The 15,931-nt window shown below is 66.4% G+C and carries 10 protein-coding genes; 2 read left to right on the top strand and 8 right to left on the bottom strand.

The features are described from left to right. Positions 1-3 precede the first annotated feature (3 nt). Complete coding sequence (locus GY812_10450) at positions 4-966, bottom strand: glycosyltransferase family 2 protein (protein ID MCP4435896.1); 963 nt, start codon at positions 964-966, stop codon at positions 4-6. 143 nt (positions 967-1,109) lie between these two features. Between GY812_10450 and GY812_10455 the strand changes: the two genes are divergently transcribed. Both GY812_10455 and GY812_10460 read left to right on the top strand, forming a co-directional pair. Further along, on the top strand, positions 1,110-3,137 hold the full coding sequence (locus tag GY812_10455; GenBank protein MCP4435897.1) for a hypothetical protein: 2,028 nt from the start codon (positions 1,110-1,112) through the stop codon (positions 3,135-3,137). Between the two features lie 266 nt (positions 3,138-3,403). Then, positions 3,404-4,840, top strand: a complete 1,437-nt coding sequence (locus tag GY812_10460) for a phospholipid carrier-dependent glycosyltransferase (protein ID MCP4435898.1) — start codon at positions 3,404-3,406, stop codon at positions 4,838-4,840. Here GY812_10460 and GY812_10465 read toward each other — a convergent pair. From GY812_10465 to GY812_10495, 7 genes are all read right to left on the bottom strand, one after another. Further along, on the bottom strand, positions 4,807-6,384 hold the full coding sequence (locus GY812_10465; GenBank protein ID MCP4435899.1) for a hypothetical protein: 1,578 nt from the start codon (positions 6,382-6,384) through the stop codon (positions 4,807-4,809). The two genes, GY812_10460 and GY812_10465, sit on opposite strands and share 34 nt — an antisense overlap. Positions 6,385-6,469: 85 nt before the next feature. After that, on the bottom strand, positions 6,470-7,975 hold the full coding sequence (locus GY812_10470) for a hypothetical protein (GenBank protein MCP4435900.1): 1,506 nt from the start codon (positions 7,973-7,975) through the stop codon (positions 6,470-6,472). After that, on the bottom strand, positions 7,968-9,191 hold the full coding sequence (locus GY812_10475) for a methyltransferase domain-containing protein (protein ID MCP4435901.1): 1,224 nt from the start codon (positions 9,189-9,191) through the stop codon (positions 7,968-7,970). Before GY812_10475 ends, GY812_10470 begins: the two co-directional genes overlap by 8 nt. A gap of 13 nt (positions 9,192-9,204) precedes the next feature. Then, positions 9,205-11,505: a glycosyltransferase gene (locus GY812_10480; protein MCP4435902.1), complete on the bottom strand. Its 2,301-nt coding sequence runs from the start codon at positions 11,503-11,505 to the stop codon at positions 9,205-9,207. Beyond that, positions 11,502-13,703: a glycosyltransferase gene (locus GY812_10485; GenBank protein ID MCP4435903.1), complete on the bottom strand. Its 2,202-nt coding sequence runs from the start codon at positions 13,701-13,703 to the stop codon at positions 11,502-11,504. The genes GY812_10480 and GY812_10485 overlap by 4 nt, the downstream gene beginning before the upstream one ends. Continuing rightward, positions 13,700-14,686 (bottom strand): hypothetical protein, encoded by a 987-nt coding sequence (locus GY812_10490; GenBank protein MCP4435904.1) that lies wholly within the window; start codon positions 14,684-14,686, stop codon positions 13,700-13,702. The genes GY812_10485 and GY812_10490 overlap by 4 nt, the downstream gene beginning before the upstream one ends. Beyond that, complete coding sequence (locus tag GY812_10495; GenBank protein ID MCP4435905.1) at positions 14,683-15,930, bottom strand: ABC transporter ATP-binding protein; 1,248 nt, start codon at positions 15,928-15,930, stop codon at positions 14,683-14,685. The genes GY812_10490 and GY812_10495 overlap by 4 nt, the downstream gene beginning before the upstream one ends. Position 15,931 lies beyond the last annotated feature (1 nt).

The raw sequence follows: 15,931 nt of genomic DNA on the forward strand, positions 1-15,931 counted from the left end.
GGCTCAGTTGGGTGGGATGCCCGAGGCATCGAGGGCAGCCCTGCGCTGCTCGTGGAGGATCTCCGCCGTCATGCGACGGTTGGCGGCCAGCAGGTCGGCCAGGAAGCCGACCACCCAGATCTGTGCGGTGAGCAAAAGGAAGACAGCAGCGGCAACCAGGGAAGGCACGCGGCTGGCCACATCGTCGGTGAACCACTGCAGGTAGAACCAGCGGCCGACGAGCGCAAGGCTGATCAGGAACGGCAACAGCCCGGCCAGGAAGAAGAACCTGAACGGCTTGTACAGGGCGAAGGTCCGTACGATCGTCGATGCCGAGCGCCAGATGTACTGCGGGATCGACTTGACCAGGCGGGAGTCTCGGGTCTTCGCGTTCACCCGAATGGGCACCGACACGACGCGGAGCCCCTCCCAGCCCGCCTGCACGATCGTCTCCATCGTGTAGCTGTACTTGCCGTACACCTGGAGCCTGATCGCAGCCTCGCGGTCGAAGGCCCTGAACCCGGACGCCGCGTCGCGCACCTCGGTGGAGGAGAGCTTTCGAACCACCCAGCTGCCGGAACGCTGCAGGCGCTTCTTCATCGGGGAGAAGTCGTCCACAGCCTCGATCGGGCGTTCGCCGACCACCATGTCGGCCTCGCCGGCCGCGACCGGAGCGACCAGATCCGCAATGCAGCCGCCCTGGTACTGGTTGTCGGCGTCGGTGTTGACGATCACGTCCGCGCCGAGTCGCAGCCCGGCGTCGAGGCCTGTGAGGAAGGCGTGTGCAAGTCCACGGTTCTCCGGGACCTGCACGATGTGGTCGACGCCATTGGCCTCGGCGACCTCGGCCGTGCGGTCACTCGACCCGTCGTCGATGACCAACCACTCAACGCAGTCGAAACCGTGCGCCTCACGCGGAAGGTCCGCCAGTGTTGCCGGAAGCGTCTCTTCCTCGTTGTAGCAGGGGATCTGGATGATCAGTTTCATGGACGACAGTGATCGTAGGCGAACGGTCATCTATGGTCGGCACCCGAACGACCATGCCGACCGCCACGGAGTAGATCTTGCACGCCGGAACCTCGGGATGGTTCGAGAGGTCAAAGAGATCGTCTGACCATCCGCCGAGTTGGATGACCGGTCTGGCGGTGGCCGCAGGATCGTTCGTAGCTGCTGCGGGTTCATCGCGATTGCTGCTGGCAATGGTAGGAGCGCTGGGAGGTCTCGGGGCAGCGCTGCTCTCGACCTCGGTCGGGGCGCTTGCGGCACTGGCTGCGTTCCGGGCAGTCGCCGGCCGATCCCCGGCGGGAGGTAGGGCGTCGACCACGGCTCATGTGGGTGCCGGCATTGCGGTCCTGGTCGCCATCTTGGCCGCTGCATGGAGTAGCTACGCGTCTTCCAACCACGTGCTGATCGACCGAGACCCGGGCAGCTACGTGGCAACTGCGAAGTGGATCGAACAGGCAGGCACCCTGACCGTCAGGGATCCTGCGGCGGGATTCGGCGATGCAGAGGGGATCGAACTCTCGAGTGCTGCGGTCTACCAAGTCGATTCCGGGGACCTCGAGTTCCAGTTCATGCACCTCCCGTCTGCGATGGCAGCGATGGGCGCCGAGATCGGAGGCGACCGCCTGCTGTTCGCCACCGGGGCTCTCGTGGCGGCCGCTGCCCTCCTGTCGGTGTATGCGGTCGCTGTGCGATTCACCGGTGCACCGCTGGCGAGCGCGGCAGTGGTGGCGGCCGTCGCCGCCTGCATGCCGTTCGTGTACGTGGCCAGAGATCTATTCTCCGAGCCGTTCGCCATGCTGTTCGTGTGGTCGGGCATCCTTGCCCTGTCCGTCGCGTCAGAGCTCCGATCCCGCCCGGCGTCGGTACTCGGTGGGGCGCTGATCGGAGCCACGGCACTTGCGCGCGTCGACGGCTATATCCTGGTTGCGCTCCTGTTCGTTGCATGTGGCGCGGCGGTGCTCTTCACCCGACCCGAACACCTTGCCGACAAACGCCGCAACGCTGGACTCGCGGCTGGGGGCGCAACTGTGGTGGCCGGCTTCGCCGCCATTGACGTGTTGGGGTTCTCGGGCGGGTACCCGGACAGTCTGCGTTCGCAGCTCCTGCAGTCGATGGCCTTGCTCGCCGCAGCCGCTGTCGTGGGCATCGCAGCAGCGATCCTCGGTCCGCGACTGGCAACTTCGCGTTCCATCAGCGCGAAGGCACGACGAGTGGCAGGTGCGACCTGCGGTGGCGCGGTCGCCATGATGATGCTGGCTGCCTGGCTGGTCCGACCTCGACTCCAGGAAGTGCGGGGCGGGACACAGATATGGGGTCTCATCGGAGATCTCCAGGTGGCGGAGGGGCTCGAACGCGACCTGTTCCGGCGCTACTCGGAGCAAACCATGGAGTGGATGGCCTGGTACCTCGGCGCGTTCACGCTGTTGCTAGCGATCGTCGGCCTGGCCCTTCTGGTCGGCCTCATCTGGACCACGAGGGTGCCCACCGACGGAGCACTCGCTGCCCTCTTCGTACTGGGCACGGGGGCTGTGTACTGGTGGGGCCCGAGGAACACACCGGATCACATCTGGGTCATGAGGCGTTTCCTGCCGGTGATCCTCCCGGGGCTCGTCCTCTTCGCGGTCTTCGCCGTGGTGTACGCCACGGCGAAGCTCGCGGATCACTGGCGGCGGCCGATCGTCGTCGCCGCGACCCTGGCGATCGTGACTTCCGCGGCGCTGCCGACGATGCCGGTCTGGCTGATGCGCGAACAACACGGCTTCGACCTCGGGCTGGTCGCCCTGTGTGATCGACTTCCCGGGAACTCCTCGGTTGTCGTCGTCGGGGATTTCGAAGGTCAGGCGCTCCCCCAGGCGATCAGGAGCTGGTGTGGCCTGCCCGCGGCCCGACTGGCGGTACCTCAGCTGACCGCGTCGGCGCTAGAGCAGATCGAGGCGTCCACACGTGCGGTCGGACGGGACCTGGCGGTCGTGACCATCCGTGCGGAGGAAGCCGACAAGCTGACCAGCTTGCTGGGCCAACCGCTGCACGTGACCGACACGATCGTCGCCGAGAGCCGACTCGAACCGACCGTGGAGCGCCGCCCATCCCGGTACATGGACAGCGACGAGGAGTTCTGGTCTCCGGCTGGCCTTCAGTTCTTCATCTGGTAAGGAGTCCGGCGACCCGGACCTGGCCATCCGTGGGCCGATCACGCGACCAGGATCAGGTGTGACCGCCGGCGAGGCGGCAGCCGATCATCCCAGGGTGTTCGTACAGCGGGTCTGAGCACCCGCGCGGTCGTTCTCACAGATCCTTGCCGCTGGGCTACCGTCGGTTCGTGCTGGGCATCCGATCGCGCACCCAAGTCGCTGGAAGAGAAGGCGACGCGGTGCCGTCCGACACAGGACACCGCCGAGCCTCTCGGACCATAAGGATCGTGCTCGGCGGGGTCTTTCTCGTTGCAGTGGTCATCCGACTGCCGGCCCTGACCTCGGGAGAACTGCCGAACGTCAGCCATCCTGACGAGCCCATCACGGCCAACGTCGCGCACGACATGGCACGTCGGTCGAGCCTCCTCACGGACTGGTACACGTATCCTTCGGCGCTGTTCATCATGGGCGCCGCAGTGCTGAAGGTCTCGGGCGCGGACGAATCGGAGCGAATGGTCGACTCGAAGACGATGGGGGTCTCGCGGACGGACCACCAGAGGGCGATGGTCGCGCTCAGGTTGATCTCGTTCCTGGCCGGCATTGCAGCTGCCGCAGCTGCGGGATTCGCGATCCGAAGCCTGACCTCCAGCGAGACTGCGGGGGCTGTGGGAGCGCTGGCCGTCTGGCTGTCGCCCATGTACGTCCGGCATTCCGTCCTGTACACCCCCGACATGCTGGCATCGTCGGCAACCATGGCGGCTCTGACCTGCGCTGTCCTCTGGTACCGACGGCGAACCTGGCAGCTCCTGATCTCATCCGGGCTTCTTGCCGGACTGGCCGTCGGGTCCAAGTACAACACCGCTGTCGTCGTGATCGGAGTCCTCGTCGCAGTGGCACTGGTGCCCGAGCCATGGCGAACCCGCGCACGACTGGCAGTTTCGGTGTGCCTGGCGGCGGCAGTGGCGTTCCTGGCAACGACGCCTGGCGTGATCTTTCGCTGGGAGGACTTCTCATCCGGCCTCGAGGGGATCCGAAGCCACTACGAATCCGGCCACTTCGGCGCTGAAGGAGCCGTACTCGCGTTCAACTCCTCGCAGCTGGTCTGGGGACTAGGTCTCTTCGCGCTCGGTTCTGCAGCGGTGTTCGTGACGGGCTTCCCGGTCCGGCGGAGCGCACCGTTGCTGACCTTCGCACTGCTGTACTTCGTTCTGGTGTCGCTTGCAAGCGTGCGATTCGAGCGCAACCTGCTTCCGCTCGTCGCTCCAATGGTGTCGCTGGCCGTGGTGGGCGCCACTGTCCTCCTCGCAAGGTCGTCGTGGTCGCACCGAAGAACGATGACCGCCGGCGTCCTGCTGACCGCCGCAACTCTCTCCCTCGTTCCCGGCTGGATACGTTGGTCCGACGGTCTCTATGGGGATGACCGTGCCGACGCCAGGCGGTACCTGGAGGAGACGCTTCCGCCGGACGAGACCGTGATCGCAGAGTCCTACTCTCCACTGCTCGACCTGCCGAACGTGAGGTACCACCCCTTCCTGCTGAGCCTGGGCCATCCCGCCTCGGCAGACCTCATCGTGATCAACTCCAAAGGGAGCGGGCGTAGCGACACTCCAGCTGCGCCCGAGGCGGACACAGATGCGCTCAACCAGCTACGTGCGGAGTTCTGCCTCGTCGACCGTTTCGGCGACGACTCCTACTGGGTTGAGGTCAGGCGTCGCTGCGAGTGACCGCCTCGGCACGCAGACGCGTCGTGCTGGCCAGTCCCTGCTCCAGGGTCCGTCTGAATGATCCGCTGTCCAAGGCGACCGCGCGTCGACAGCTTCCATGCCAGTGGCAGCAGAAGTACTGAACCGATCCACGCGGGAGCCATATACCTGTAGTGCGGTCCACCTAGGATGATCACCGATGCCGCCTGAGCCACGAAGGGCACGAGCAACCAGAGTGCCCTCCACCGGCCGTACCTGATCCCCGCCACGAGCAGTCCCGCAGCGAGAAGGTACACGTACGTAGGGGCCCGCCACAGCACCAACTGCGAGACCACGGGGTTCCAGGCTTTGTCCGAGTGATTGGTGAGCCCCACGAATCTCAGCAACCTTCGTGCGTAGTCACCGAGCAGGTCCGAGAGCGGGTCGCTGACCAATCCCTGCGGGTTCTCGACGACAACGTCCCACACCGTCTGGTAGTAGGCCTGTTCCTCTTCAGTCGCGATCGGATTCCATGCCGGAGAGGCTGCACACAGGTGCGCTCCAGTGATGAACAAGGGGTCGTCCCGGAATGCCTCGAACCACGCGCGCCTGATGGCGCTCCGGTCGACAGGCTTGGGCTGATAGAGCCGAGGCTGGAACTCGCTTCCCGCCCAGTGGCAGTTGTACAGCTCGGCATACTCAGCTTGGCTCCCGTGAAGTTCCAGGCTGGGAACTACATACTCGGGGACGTCTTCTGGGCGATCTGCGAACAAGGTCCTCACAGCCAGGCCGAAGGGCGCACTGCTGCTCCTTTGCGGTGACTCGACCACCCCGACAGCGGGGTACACGAGAGAGGAAAGGGTGATCGACAGGACCAGTGCTGAGAACCCCGCAGCAGCGGCGAGACGCCAGTGGCGTGACACGAAGACTGCGGCCACCGCCGAACCGACCAGCACCAGCGAACCGTTCTGGCGCATGAGTGCCAGTCCGGCCAATCCGAGGAACAACAGGATCGTTCGACGAATCATGTGATCCTGCTGGGCGGATCGGTGCAGATACCTGGCGGCCACCTCCTTGCCCACGAACTCCATCACTACCAGGAAGGCAATGGCGTAGGGCACGTCCTTGATCAGCTGCACGGTGAAGGCGCCGACGGGTGGGGTGAGTGCAACGAAGGCACCGAACCCATAGAGAAGCCATCTGCGTGCTCCGACCAGCACTGCAACATCGAGCAGACGTCGAACGGCCCATGCCATCAGGCCGCACTGGAGGACCGTGACGCCCCAGGGTGAGCCCACCAGCACGTGCGACAGCCTCTGGACGTAGGTGTAGGTCGGCTTGTGCCACTCGTTCACCGGACCGACCACGGCCTGGTTCCAGGAGTCCTTCGAGTCGGCGACCATCACCGCCGGCCACATCGCGGCGGCCCACACCAGGAGCGGAATGAGTATTGCGAGCCAGCCGAGGAACCGCTGCCCGTTGGCACTCCTGAACCAGATCAAGACCGCTCTGGCGGATCCGTGGTGGAGCGCCTCGTCCTCATCTGCTTCCGATGTGGCTTCGGCATCCTCTGCAACCGCCTTCACGAATCCATTCTCCACCAAACCGCGCGTGGGCGAGGAACCCATCGAAGGCCGCACGGGGGCGGCACACAGGGATCGGCCTGCCGGATCAGGGAGGTGTGCCGGCTTCAGCCAACCGGGGTTCGGCGACCCCGGAACCAGCGATGGCCAGCTTCCAGCCCAAGGGGATCAGGAGAACCGACCCGATCCAGACCGGCGCCGTGTAGCGATAGTGCGGTCCGGCAAGGGCGATGACCGAGACGGCCTGCGCCGCCAGAGGCACCAGCAGTGCGAGCCCCCACCACCTTCGGAAACGAACCACCCCCGCCGTCACCAAACCTGCCAGCACGTACATCCAGGTTGAGGCCCTCCAGAGAAGGAACTGGCTCACAACCGGATTCCAGGCCCTTGATTCCTCGTTCGTCAGCCCCACGAATGCGAGCACGTTCCGGGCAGCGGCGCCCAATCTGTCAGAGAACGGATCGGAAACCACGCCCTGGGGGTTCTCCACGACCACGTCCCACAGCGTCTGGTACCTAATTCTCTCCTCTGGCGACGCGATCGGGTTCCAGGCCGGCGATGCCGCACAGAGATGGGTGCCGACTAGAAGCAGGGGGTCTGCGAACAGGACCTCGCGCCATGCATCGCTGAGGTCGTCGGGGGAGACCGGCATCGGGGTGTAGAAGCGGGATTGAAAAGGTGTACCGGCCCAATGGCAGTTGAACTGCTCCTCGTACTCCTCTTGTGTCGCCCAGAGCTCGAGGTCGTCCACTGCGCTCTCCGCCACCAATTCCGGCTCCTGCTGGTATGCGGCACTGAGCCCGATGACATAGATGCCCGCGCTCACGTTCGGAGGGGCATCCACCACGCCGGCGGCCGGGTACACGAACAGCGTCACGAACAGGTATGCAGCCAGCGAGGCCACGCAGGCCACGACCACACGCAGGCGCTGTCTCGCCAACAGGACTGCCGCCACGCCGAACCCGGCAGCGGCGATTGGCCCGTTGACCCGCATAAGCAGAAGAAACGTCAGACCCAACGCGAAGAGAACCAGAGCCGATCTCCGGGTGGTCCCCTCCGGAATCAGCCCACAGCGCTTCGCTGCCAGGTCCGCGATGAATGCGAGCGCCAGCAAGAAGCCGATGGCGTAGGGGACGTCCTTGATCAGGTGTGAGGGGAAGGCGCCGACCGGCGGGAGGATGGCCACGCCCGCTCCGAAGCCGTATGCGAGCAGCGGCCGCACACCGATCGACACCACCACGCCGAGCACTCTCCTGATCGCATAGGACAATCCCAGGATCTGCAGCAGCACGACCGCGGCTGGAGATCCGACCGACAGGTATGCGGCGCGCTGGAGATATGTGTAGACCGGAGAGTGCCAGTCCACGACCGGACCTGCTGCGGCTTGGTTCCAGGTGTCCACCGAGTCGGCCACCATGACGGCGGGCCACAGCGCAGCCGCCCACAGGAGCATCGGGAGCGCGATCAGCAGCCAGGCGAACACCCGGACTCCGTACTCGCTGCGTACCCATGACCGGGCTCGTGACCAGGGGTCGAGCTTCGCCGCAGGGTGCTGGGGCCTGCGGACCACCTGCTCGCCCGCTCCGCTACTCAACCCCGTCACATCTCAGGTCGACCGGCATCTCCAGCTGTACCGGATGCTCGACATCCACGGCCCGGAGCTGGACCGCGATCGCCATCCAGAGCTGGTCCAGTTCGAACTCGAACGACGCGGACGCGTCGTCGACCGAGGCGGGTGACTTCTCCTCCAGCACCACGTTCCCCGGTGCCAACAAACGCGCCACAACTTTTCTCATGTCCTGAGACGGGCTTCCCTCCGATCGCACCGTCAGGACCCAATGCCCCGAATGCAACATGATCGGCAGGGACGAGACCCAGTCGGTGTGGCCACCTCCCAGATGCGGGCCCGGACTGCCGGGTCCGGGCCACATGCCCCGGCTGATCCGGGTGTTCCAGTGTGAGTCGAACACATCTGCCACCCGTTTCCTGAGGGCGGCTTCGTCCGGGTCGCGGCTGGTTCGTTCTGCGTCGATCCACCAGATGAAGCAGTCATCAGGATCAGCCGACGAACCTGCGATACGGCGAGTCAGGGCGGCGGGCTGGTCGAGTCCCTCCTCCAGTTCCCAAACACGACCGTCATAGCGGGTCAGCCAATCACCGCTCACGCGAGTCGGCTCGAATCCAGCGAGCCGCAGAAGTTCGGTGAACTCCGCTGCGGACAACTCCACCGTGTGCCCACCGTGGCTCCAGTGCAGGTGCTCGGTCACCAGCCTGTTCGGGCTGTCTGCGACCAACTGGCCACCAGGATGCAGCACCCTGGCGCTCTCGAGGAGGAAGTCGGCCAGTTCCTGCGCCCACAGGTGCTCCGTGGTCTGGCCGGCGAACACGAGGTCCACCGTGTTGTCCCCAACCCCCTCGAACCGGTCGGCGGTGGACTCCACCCAGGTGACGTAATCGGGAAGATCCTCGGGCTTCGGCTCAAATGCCTCGACACCGACGTGCGAGTCGAGTTCGCCGTAGTGCCTCTCGAACCAGTCGAAGTACCAGCGGCCCGATGCGCCGACACTCACCGCGGTCCGGGCGCCCTTGCGGACTCGTTCGAGCTCCATGGTCCGCAACTCGTGCAGCGTGTGGTGGAACACCACGGATGGCGCGTTGCTCTCGTCGCTTGTCCCAGCGCCCGTGTCGCCGACAGGGGCAGGCTGACCCACCCGGTCGATGCGGTCCGCCAGATCAACCAGGTAGGGGTGAACGGCCTTGTCCAAGGCCCTGCGCACGAGCCTCTTCGCTTGGGTGGTGGCGCTGGTCATGGCCCACATCCTCTCAGGGCTTTCGCCCCAGGAGGTAGACGGCGCTGGCAGCCATGCGGAGTTCGTCGGCGGACAACGACCGGTCGAGATCGTCGAGAGCGGAGATGACTTCGGCAAACCGCCCAGGTCCGAGCCTGGACTCGGCATCGACGAGTCCGCCGATCCAACCGATGGTCTCGGCCAGCCCGCCGAACTCACCCTTGTCGACCACCTCCAGATCCCGGCACAGGTGTTCTATTCCGTGGGGCGTGACGTTCATGTAGTGCGACGGCACCGCGTGCAGGGGCTGCATGAACGCCACTTCGAAGTACGCGAGTCCACCTGGCTTGAGTATCCGGACGATCTCGTCGACGGCGCGTTGGGGGTCTGGCACGTGCTCGAGCACCGCCTGGCTCTGCACCAGGTCGAAGGAGTCGTCGGCGAAGGGGAGGGCGAGACCGTCGCCATAGAGGTCGGGCAGCTCGTAGTCCATGTACTCGAGGTTGTAGACACGGTCGTCGCCGTAGCGGCGGTCGCCACCACCGCAGTCGAGTGCCACGCCATCCACCGGCATCTCGGCGACCAGCTGTGGAAACCGCCCGGGGTACGGGTTGCCCCTGTTGACCGCACCCACTCCCGGCGGGCGGAGCTGCGCAATCGGTACCGCCCTGCGCGCGGACCGCACGACCACCTGCGCGCCCTGCGATGGGCCCGACGAGCCCCCGAGCGCGGTGACGCATGCCCGGTGGGTGCCATCACCGAGACCGCTGATGCCCACCTGCACGGGCTCGGGGGGCGATCGGTACAGGTCGACCTCGTGCTGCTCGCCTCCCTCCACCTCCACCAGTGCGGTGCCACTCCACTCGTGGCCCAGGAACGTGATCTCGAAGCCCCCCGCACCGCACTCGAAGGCGAACCAGTCATCACCGGTTCCCTCTGCACGGCGGCCTTCGGGCACGGGCGACCACGCACCGTTCCATACGGCGTCGGCATCCAGGTCGACCGCCTGTTCCAGCTCTCCCCCGACCACCGGGTCGCCCGCTTCGAGGTTGCGCGGCAGGAACCCGGGACGGAAGTCCTCGATCACGCCGACGCGACCATGCACCGCGCACACGAGGTCGGCCGCCGCCACCGCTCCGTCGACCTGGAGTTCGCCCTGCACCGCCAGACCGCCCGAGCAGGCCGGACACGCAAGCATCTCCAGCAGGCGCTTCTGCTTGGGCGCGAACCGGCTTCGGTCGTGTTCGAGCTCGGCCATGTTCCTGCCCCTCCCACGGTGAACGGCGTTGGTCGCTTCGAGAAGCACACGCTTGCGGAATGCGTCCTGCCCGAATGTTCGCACGTACGCCTCGACGGCCCCGGCATCGGGGTCGCCGGCCCCTGCGAGCGCTCCCTCCATCGCACCGGACAAGGCATCCAGATCGCCGACCGGAACCACGGCACCAAGGCCGGCCACCGTGTCGGGCAGTGCGCCCGCGTCGGTGGCGACGACCTGGCATCCACCGGCCAGTGCCTCGATGACGGGAACACAGAAGCCCTCGTGGTGTGAGGCGATGACGAAGACGGCATTCTCGGCGTACGCACCATCACGCGCCTTCGCCGGCACGTCGACCAGCAGCCTTAGCTGGTCGGCGATGCCGACGGACTCGCCGAGGGACAGCAGTTCAGATGGATGGCCGGGCTCGGATTCAGTCCGGCGCCCGATGATCGTCAGGGGGTTGCGTGCCCGTACCTGCTCGCCAAGGGACGCGTACGCGCGGATCACGTCTGCGTGGCACTTGGCCCGCACCAACCGGCCGACCGACAGGACGCCCGAGCGCGGGGATGCCCCACCGAGACCGGGTCCGTCGACTCCCCCGACCAGCAGCGGCACGACGCGCGTGTCCGCCAGACCGACGGCGGCGTGCATCGCCAGTACATCTGCGTTGTGCTGCGAGTCGCACCACGCGAGGTTGGCCATTGCCGCGGCGGCGAGCTGGTCCAAACCTTCTGATGCTGCCCGTGCCGCCGCGCCGGACAGCAGCGCAGGCGGCGTGATGTTGTGGAAGTGCACCACGACCACCGCGTGGTCGTGGCGGAGCTGCAGGGCGTTGAACAGGTCATAGTGGATTCCGTGGTGGAAGATCACCAGGTCGGCACCCGCGTAGTCCGGATGCGCGCCCATCCACCATGGATCGGCCGTCTCCACGATGGCCCCGGCCGGCAGCGCACCACCCCCCTGGGCGAACACCATGACCTCGTGACCGGCGTCCACGAGCACCGATCGCTGCGCAACCACCGAATCCGATATCGCATCGAGTTCGATGCACAGGCCGGTGACGATCGCGACCTTCACGACTGCCTCCCCGCCACCTCGCCGAGGAGCGACTCGAACGAGTCGGCCATCGCTCCGACCGAATAGTGCTGCTCGTAGCGGTCCCGTCCGGCCCGGCCCATCGCTTCTGCAGTACCTCGATCGGCGCAGAGCTCGATCACGGCGGAAGCCAGGTCAGCCGGGTCTGCAGCGACGAGGCGTCCCGTGGCGCCATCCACAACCACCTCGCGGGCTGCCCCACTGTCGAGGGCCACCACGGGGCGGCCGGCCATCATTGCCTCGACGTACACGAGGCCGAACGACTCGAATCGAGACGGCGCCACGAACACGGTGCAATCCCGGTAGGCGGCCCAGAGCTCGTCGTCGTCGACCATTCCGCAGAACTCGACCCTCCCGGCCCAATCCGCGTCGCCGTGGGCGTCCTCGAAGTCCAACCGTGGTGGCCGGCCCGACTCGCCGGGAATGTCATCCCGGCCGACTATCACCAACCTGGCCCGTTCGTCGGCGGACAGGATCTGCGGTGCCGCGTCCAGCAGGAGGTCGATGCCCTTGCGCTTCTCGAGGCGCCCGACGAACAGCACGACCGGCGCGGAGTCCGCGCTGGTCGACGGAGGGCCGAGGTGGTCCGGCACTCCGAGAGGGCTGACGACGGCCCGACCCGGATCGAACCCCGCCCCGGAGACCGAGATGGTCTCCTCGAGCACCGCGTCAGAGATCGCGTGCACGAGATCGCTGCGCTCGATCACCTGCCGCTCCAGCGCCAGCAAGGGTTCCACGAAGTCCGACATAAACGCCGGGTCGGAGGTCCATTCCGGCTTCGTCGGCAGCGTGATCCCCAGGGTGGTCACGAGGGTGGTGACCACGGGCACCTCGCCATCGAGCAGCCGCAGTGTCTCCACGTCCCACATCGCTCCGAGCACGGCGTCCACCGGCCTGCGGCCGTGGATGCGGTTGACCTCCCCTGCCACCGACGATGCGTTCCCCCAGATCCGTGCGGGCACACCATCGGGTCGGTCCGGAGCGTCGGGTGCCTTGGTGACCCGGTGGATCCAGACTCCCTCCTCCAGGTCAACCGTGTTGTGGCCGTGACCGGTGGTCACGATCCTGACCTCGTGACCCCTGCGGGCCAGCTCCCGCGCGGTGTCGAGCATGTACCTGCCGATTCCCCCGGTGTCGTCGGGTGGCAGCGACTGCGACACAAACACCGCGTGCCGCCGTCCACCGGCCGGTGCCGCAATGGTCGGGAACGGCAGCAGGGTCGGCTCCGACGGGTCGGAGTCCTCCAGCATGGAGACCCGACCGCGGTAGCCGACCTCCAGCCCGGCCGGCCATGCCTCCTCCAGGCGCGTGAGCCCGAACTCGAGTTCTCCGTCGGAGATCCGCCCGGCGTCACCGTGGGCCAACAGGTCCTCGCGGAGCTCGGCTGCGAACCGCGAGTTGTCGGCCATCAGCTGGTCCGCGGGTGTCTCGCCGAGCCCGTTGACCAGTGAGAAGTAGATCTTGTTCTTCACGACCGCGAACAGGTCGACGGTCACGCGGTCGGAGGTACGCCGGGAGCTGGGCATGAACTTGTGGTGGACCTCGGCACCGTCCAGCTGGCGCAGCACGTAGCCGGCATCGATGAGACGGAGGCACACGTCGGTCTCGTCGAGGTAGAACTCGATCTCCTCATCGAAGCCGCCGACCTCCACGAGCCGGTCACGCCTGAAACTCGAGTTCGTGCCGATCAGGTACGGGAACTGCCAGGTGCCGGGGAAGCACAGGTCATCGAGCGGCACCTCCGACGTCGAGTCGGATCGGCCCAGGCGGTCTGCGCTGTTGAAACGGCACTGGAAGGCGTAGCCCGTGTGGTCCCGAACGACCCCGCCGACACCAGCGACCTCGTCGTCCGCGTAGGCGGCGTCCAGTTCGTCGAGCCAGGTGGCCTCGGGTATCCCGTCGTCGTCAATGAACGCCACGACCTCGCCGGCTGCGGCGGCGGCCCCAAGGTTCCTGCTGCGCGAGAGATTGGCCTCGGGGTTGCGCACAGCCTTGATCTCGCTGGCATGGCGCTCGAGGACCGCGTCGGTCGAGTCGGTGCAGGGCCCCGCCACGACGACCACCTCGAAACAGGGGTGCGTCTGCTGGCGCAGTGCCACGAGGAGTTGCTCGAGGGACTCGGCGCGGTCGAGGGTGCACACCACAACCGAGAACGCGCGACGCATGGGACTGCCGGTCACTTGGCCCTTCGGGCGACCAACTGCATCTCGAGCGCGTCGCCGTTCTCGCGGCCCTCGGCCTCCACCTCGACGTCAGTCAGCCCTGCTTCTGCGAGCAGACCCGCCAGGGTCTCAGAGGAGTACATGTTGAAGTGGAAGTCCCCCTCGTACTCCTGGTCCCCGTACAGCACACGCCGCAGCTGTTCCCAGGGGATGTCGCCCTCGGAGAACGCCGCGAGCATCGAGGCGGCGTCGGGCACGACCATCCGCAGCACTCCGTCCGGCCCCAGCAGCGAGATCCAGTACGGGAGTATCTCGCGCTGGAGTTGCTCCTGCGGGAAGTGCTCCACGAGGTGGGCGCTGAACAGCTCGACCAGTTCACCCTCGCCGAACGGTAGCTCGGTGGCGGTGGCGATCACGTCCACGCCGGGCAGGTCGCGCATGTCGGCGTTGACGTACCCGTCGAGCGGCAGGTGGCCGCAGCCGAGGTTGACCCGCAACCCCTCGGCGCGCGCGGAGTCGACCTTCGCGGCATCGATGATCTTCGCCTCCACCGCCGGCGCCGCCCCGCGTGAGTCGCCGTAGCGCAGCTCCACCATCAGCTCGTGGCGGATCGTCTCCATGCGCTGCCAGAGGTCGTTGATCGACTTCGCGTGCTCGGTCTGGGTGTGCCACGTGCGACCCAGTGCCTCTGACCGCTCCGCCTCGCCGGCCCACACCTCGCGCACCTGCTGCTGGGCCTCGGCCATGTGGCGCTCGAGGCGCCTCGCAGCTCCCGAGAACGAGGTGATCGCATTGAGCACCGCCGGCATGTGCTTCTCGAGGCGGTTCAACCGGACGCTGTTGTCGACCGTGGCGGGATGTATGTCCGCGACGGCCTGTTCGACCTGGGCGAGCCTAGGACCCGTGCCCTCGATCCGCAGTAGTACCCGGCGCAGAAGCAGCCCGAGCCTGGTGAGCCCCGGAATCTGCTTGAGCCGCCCTACCAATCCCGTTGCAGTCATCGTTCCTCCGGAAGGCTCCAGGTTGCGTCCAGCTCGACCAGTCCGGCACCGACGGCGTCCTCACCTCGGTGGACGGTCAGCACATAGCGTCGCACGTGGCGGTCGTACACGTGCTGAACCCATCGGTCGTTGACCGCGATGGTGAACTCGTACTTACCGGGGAGCAGCCGCAGCTGCCCCAGCTCCAGGAGCACCGATCCCGGCCCTTCCAGCGTGCCGGTGGACGTGCCATCCAACTTCGTGTTGGACCCGGAGACGTGAACCCCGGATTCGGTGTGGATGCCGTACCCGAAGACAGGCTCCTCCACCCGCTCGTGCGCCATGTAGTCGATCTTGATGGCGAACCGCTCGCCGGGCTCCAGGGTGTTCACGGGCTCGTCTCCGGGCCCGAGAAGCGCCACCTGGCGTATCTCGATCTCCTCACCGAAGTCAGCCTCGCGGGTCCAGTCGAAGTCGACCTTCACCCCTTCTGACTCCTCCGCGGCCCGCGCCTCGGCTCGCTCCTCCCGCTCGGCGGCGTTCACCTTCTTCAGGTAGGCGCCGGCGACCTCGGCGGCCGGCCCCTCGAGCTGAAGCTCGCCGTGGTCGAGCCAGGCCGCCCGGTCACACATGGTCTCGACCGTGTCCATGCCGTGTGTCACCACGACCACGGTCACGCCCTTCTTGCGCAGGTCGTACAGGTGCTCGAAGCAGCGCCGCATGAACTGCTCATCGCCGACCGCAATCACCTCGTCGATGATGAGGATCTCGGGGTCGACGTGCACGGCCACGGAGAACCCGAGCCGCACGTACATGCCCGAGGAGTAGATCTTCACCGGCGAGTCGATGAACTCCCCGACTCCGGCAAAGTCGACGATGTCGTCGAACACCTTGTCGATCTGCTTGCGGTTCATGCCCAGGATCGTGGCGTTCATGTACACGTTCTCGCGGCCGGTGAGGTCTGGGTGGAATCCGGCGCCGAGTTCCAGCAACGTCGAGATCCGGCCGGTGGCGGAAACCTGCCCCTCGGTGGGGCGGTAGATGCCGGCAATGCACCGCAGCAGCGTGGACTTGCCACAGCCGTTGTGACCGATGAGCGCGTACATCGAGCCTTCGGGTATCTCCAGGGAAACATCCCTGAGTGCCCAGAACTGATCTGTTCCGGCACTGCGGTCCCGGCGGGTCACCAGTTCCTTCACCGAGCTGGCGCGGTCGGTCTGCAACCTGAACTTCTTCGAGACGTTGTCGACGATGATCGCGCTCATC

Source organism: Actinomycetes bacterium (assembly GCA_024222295.1).
GTDB lineage: Bacteria > Actinomycetota > Acidimicrobiia > Acidimicrobiales > Microtrichaceae > JAAEPF01.

Coding starts and splice junctions, on each gene's coding strand:
- GY812_10495 (MCP4435905.1), bottom strand. CDS start 15,930: ATGAGCGCGATCATCGTCGACAACGTCTCGAAGAAGTTCAGGTTGCAG.
- GY812_10490 (MCP4435904.1), bottom strand. CDS start 14,686: ATGACTGCAACGGGATTGGTAGGGCGGCTCAAGCAGATTCCGGGGCTC.
- GY812_10475 (MCP4435901.1), bottom strand. CDS start 9,191: ATGACCAGCGCCACCACCCAAGCGAAGAGGCTCGTGCGCAGGGCCTTG.
- GY812_10450 (MCP4435896.1), bottom strand. CDS start 966: ATGAAACTGATCATCCAGATCCCCTGCTACAACGAGGAAGAGACGCTT.
- GY812_10455 (MCP4435897.1), top strand. CDS start 1,110: ATGACCGGTCTGGCGGTGGCCGCAGGATCGTTCGTAGCTGCTGCGGGT.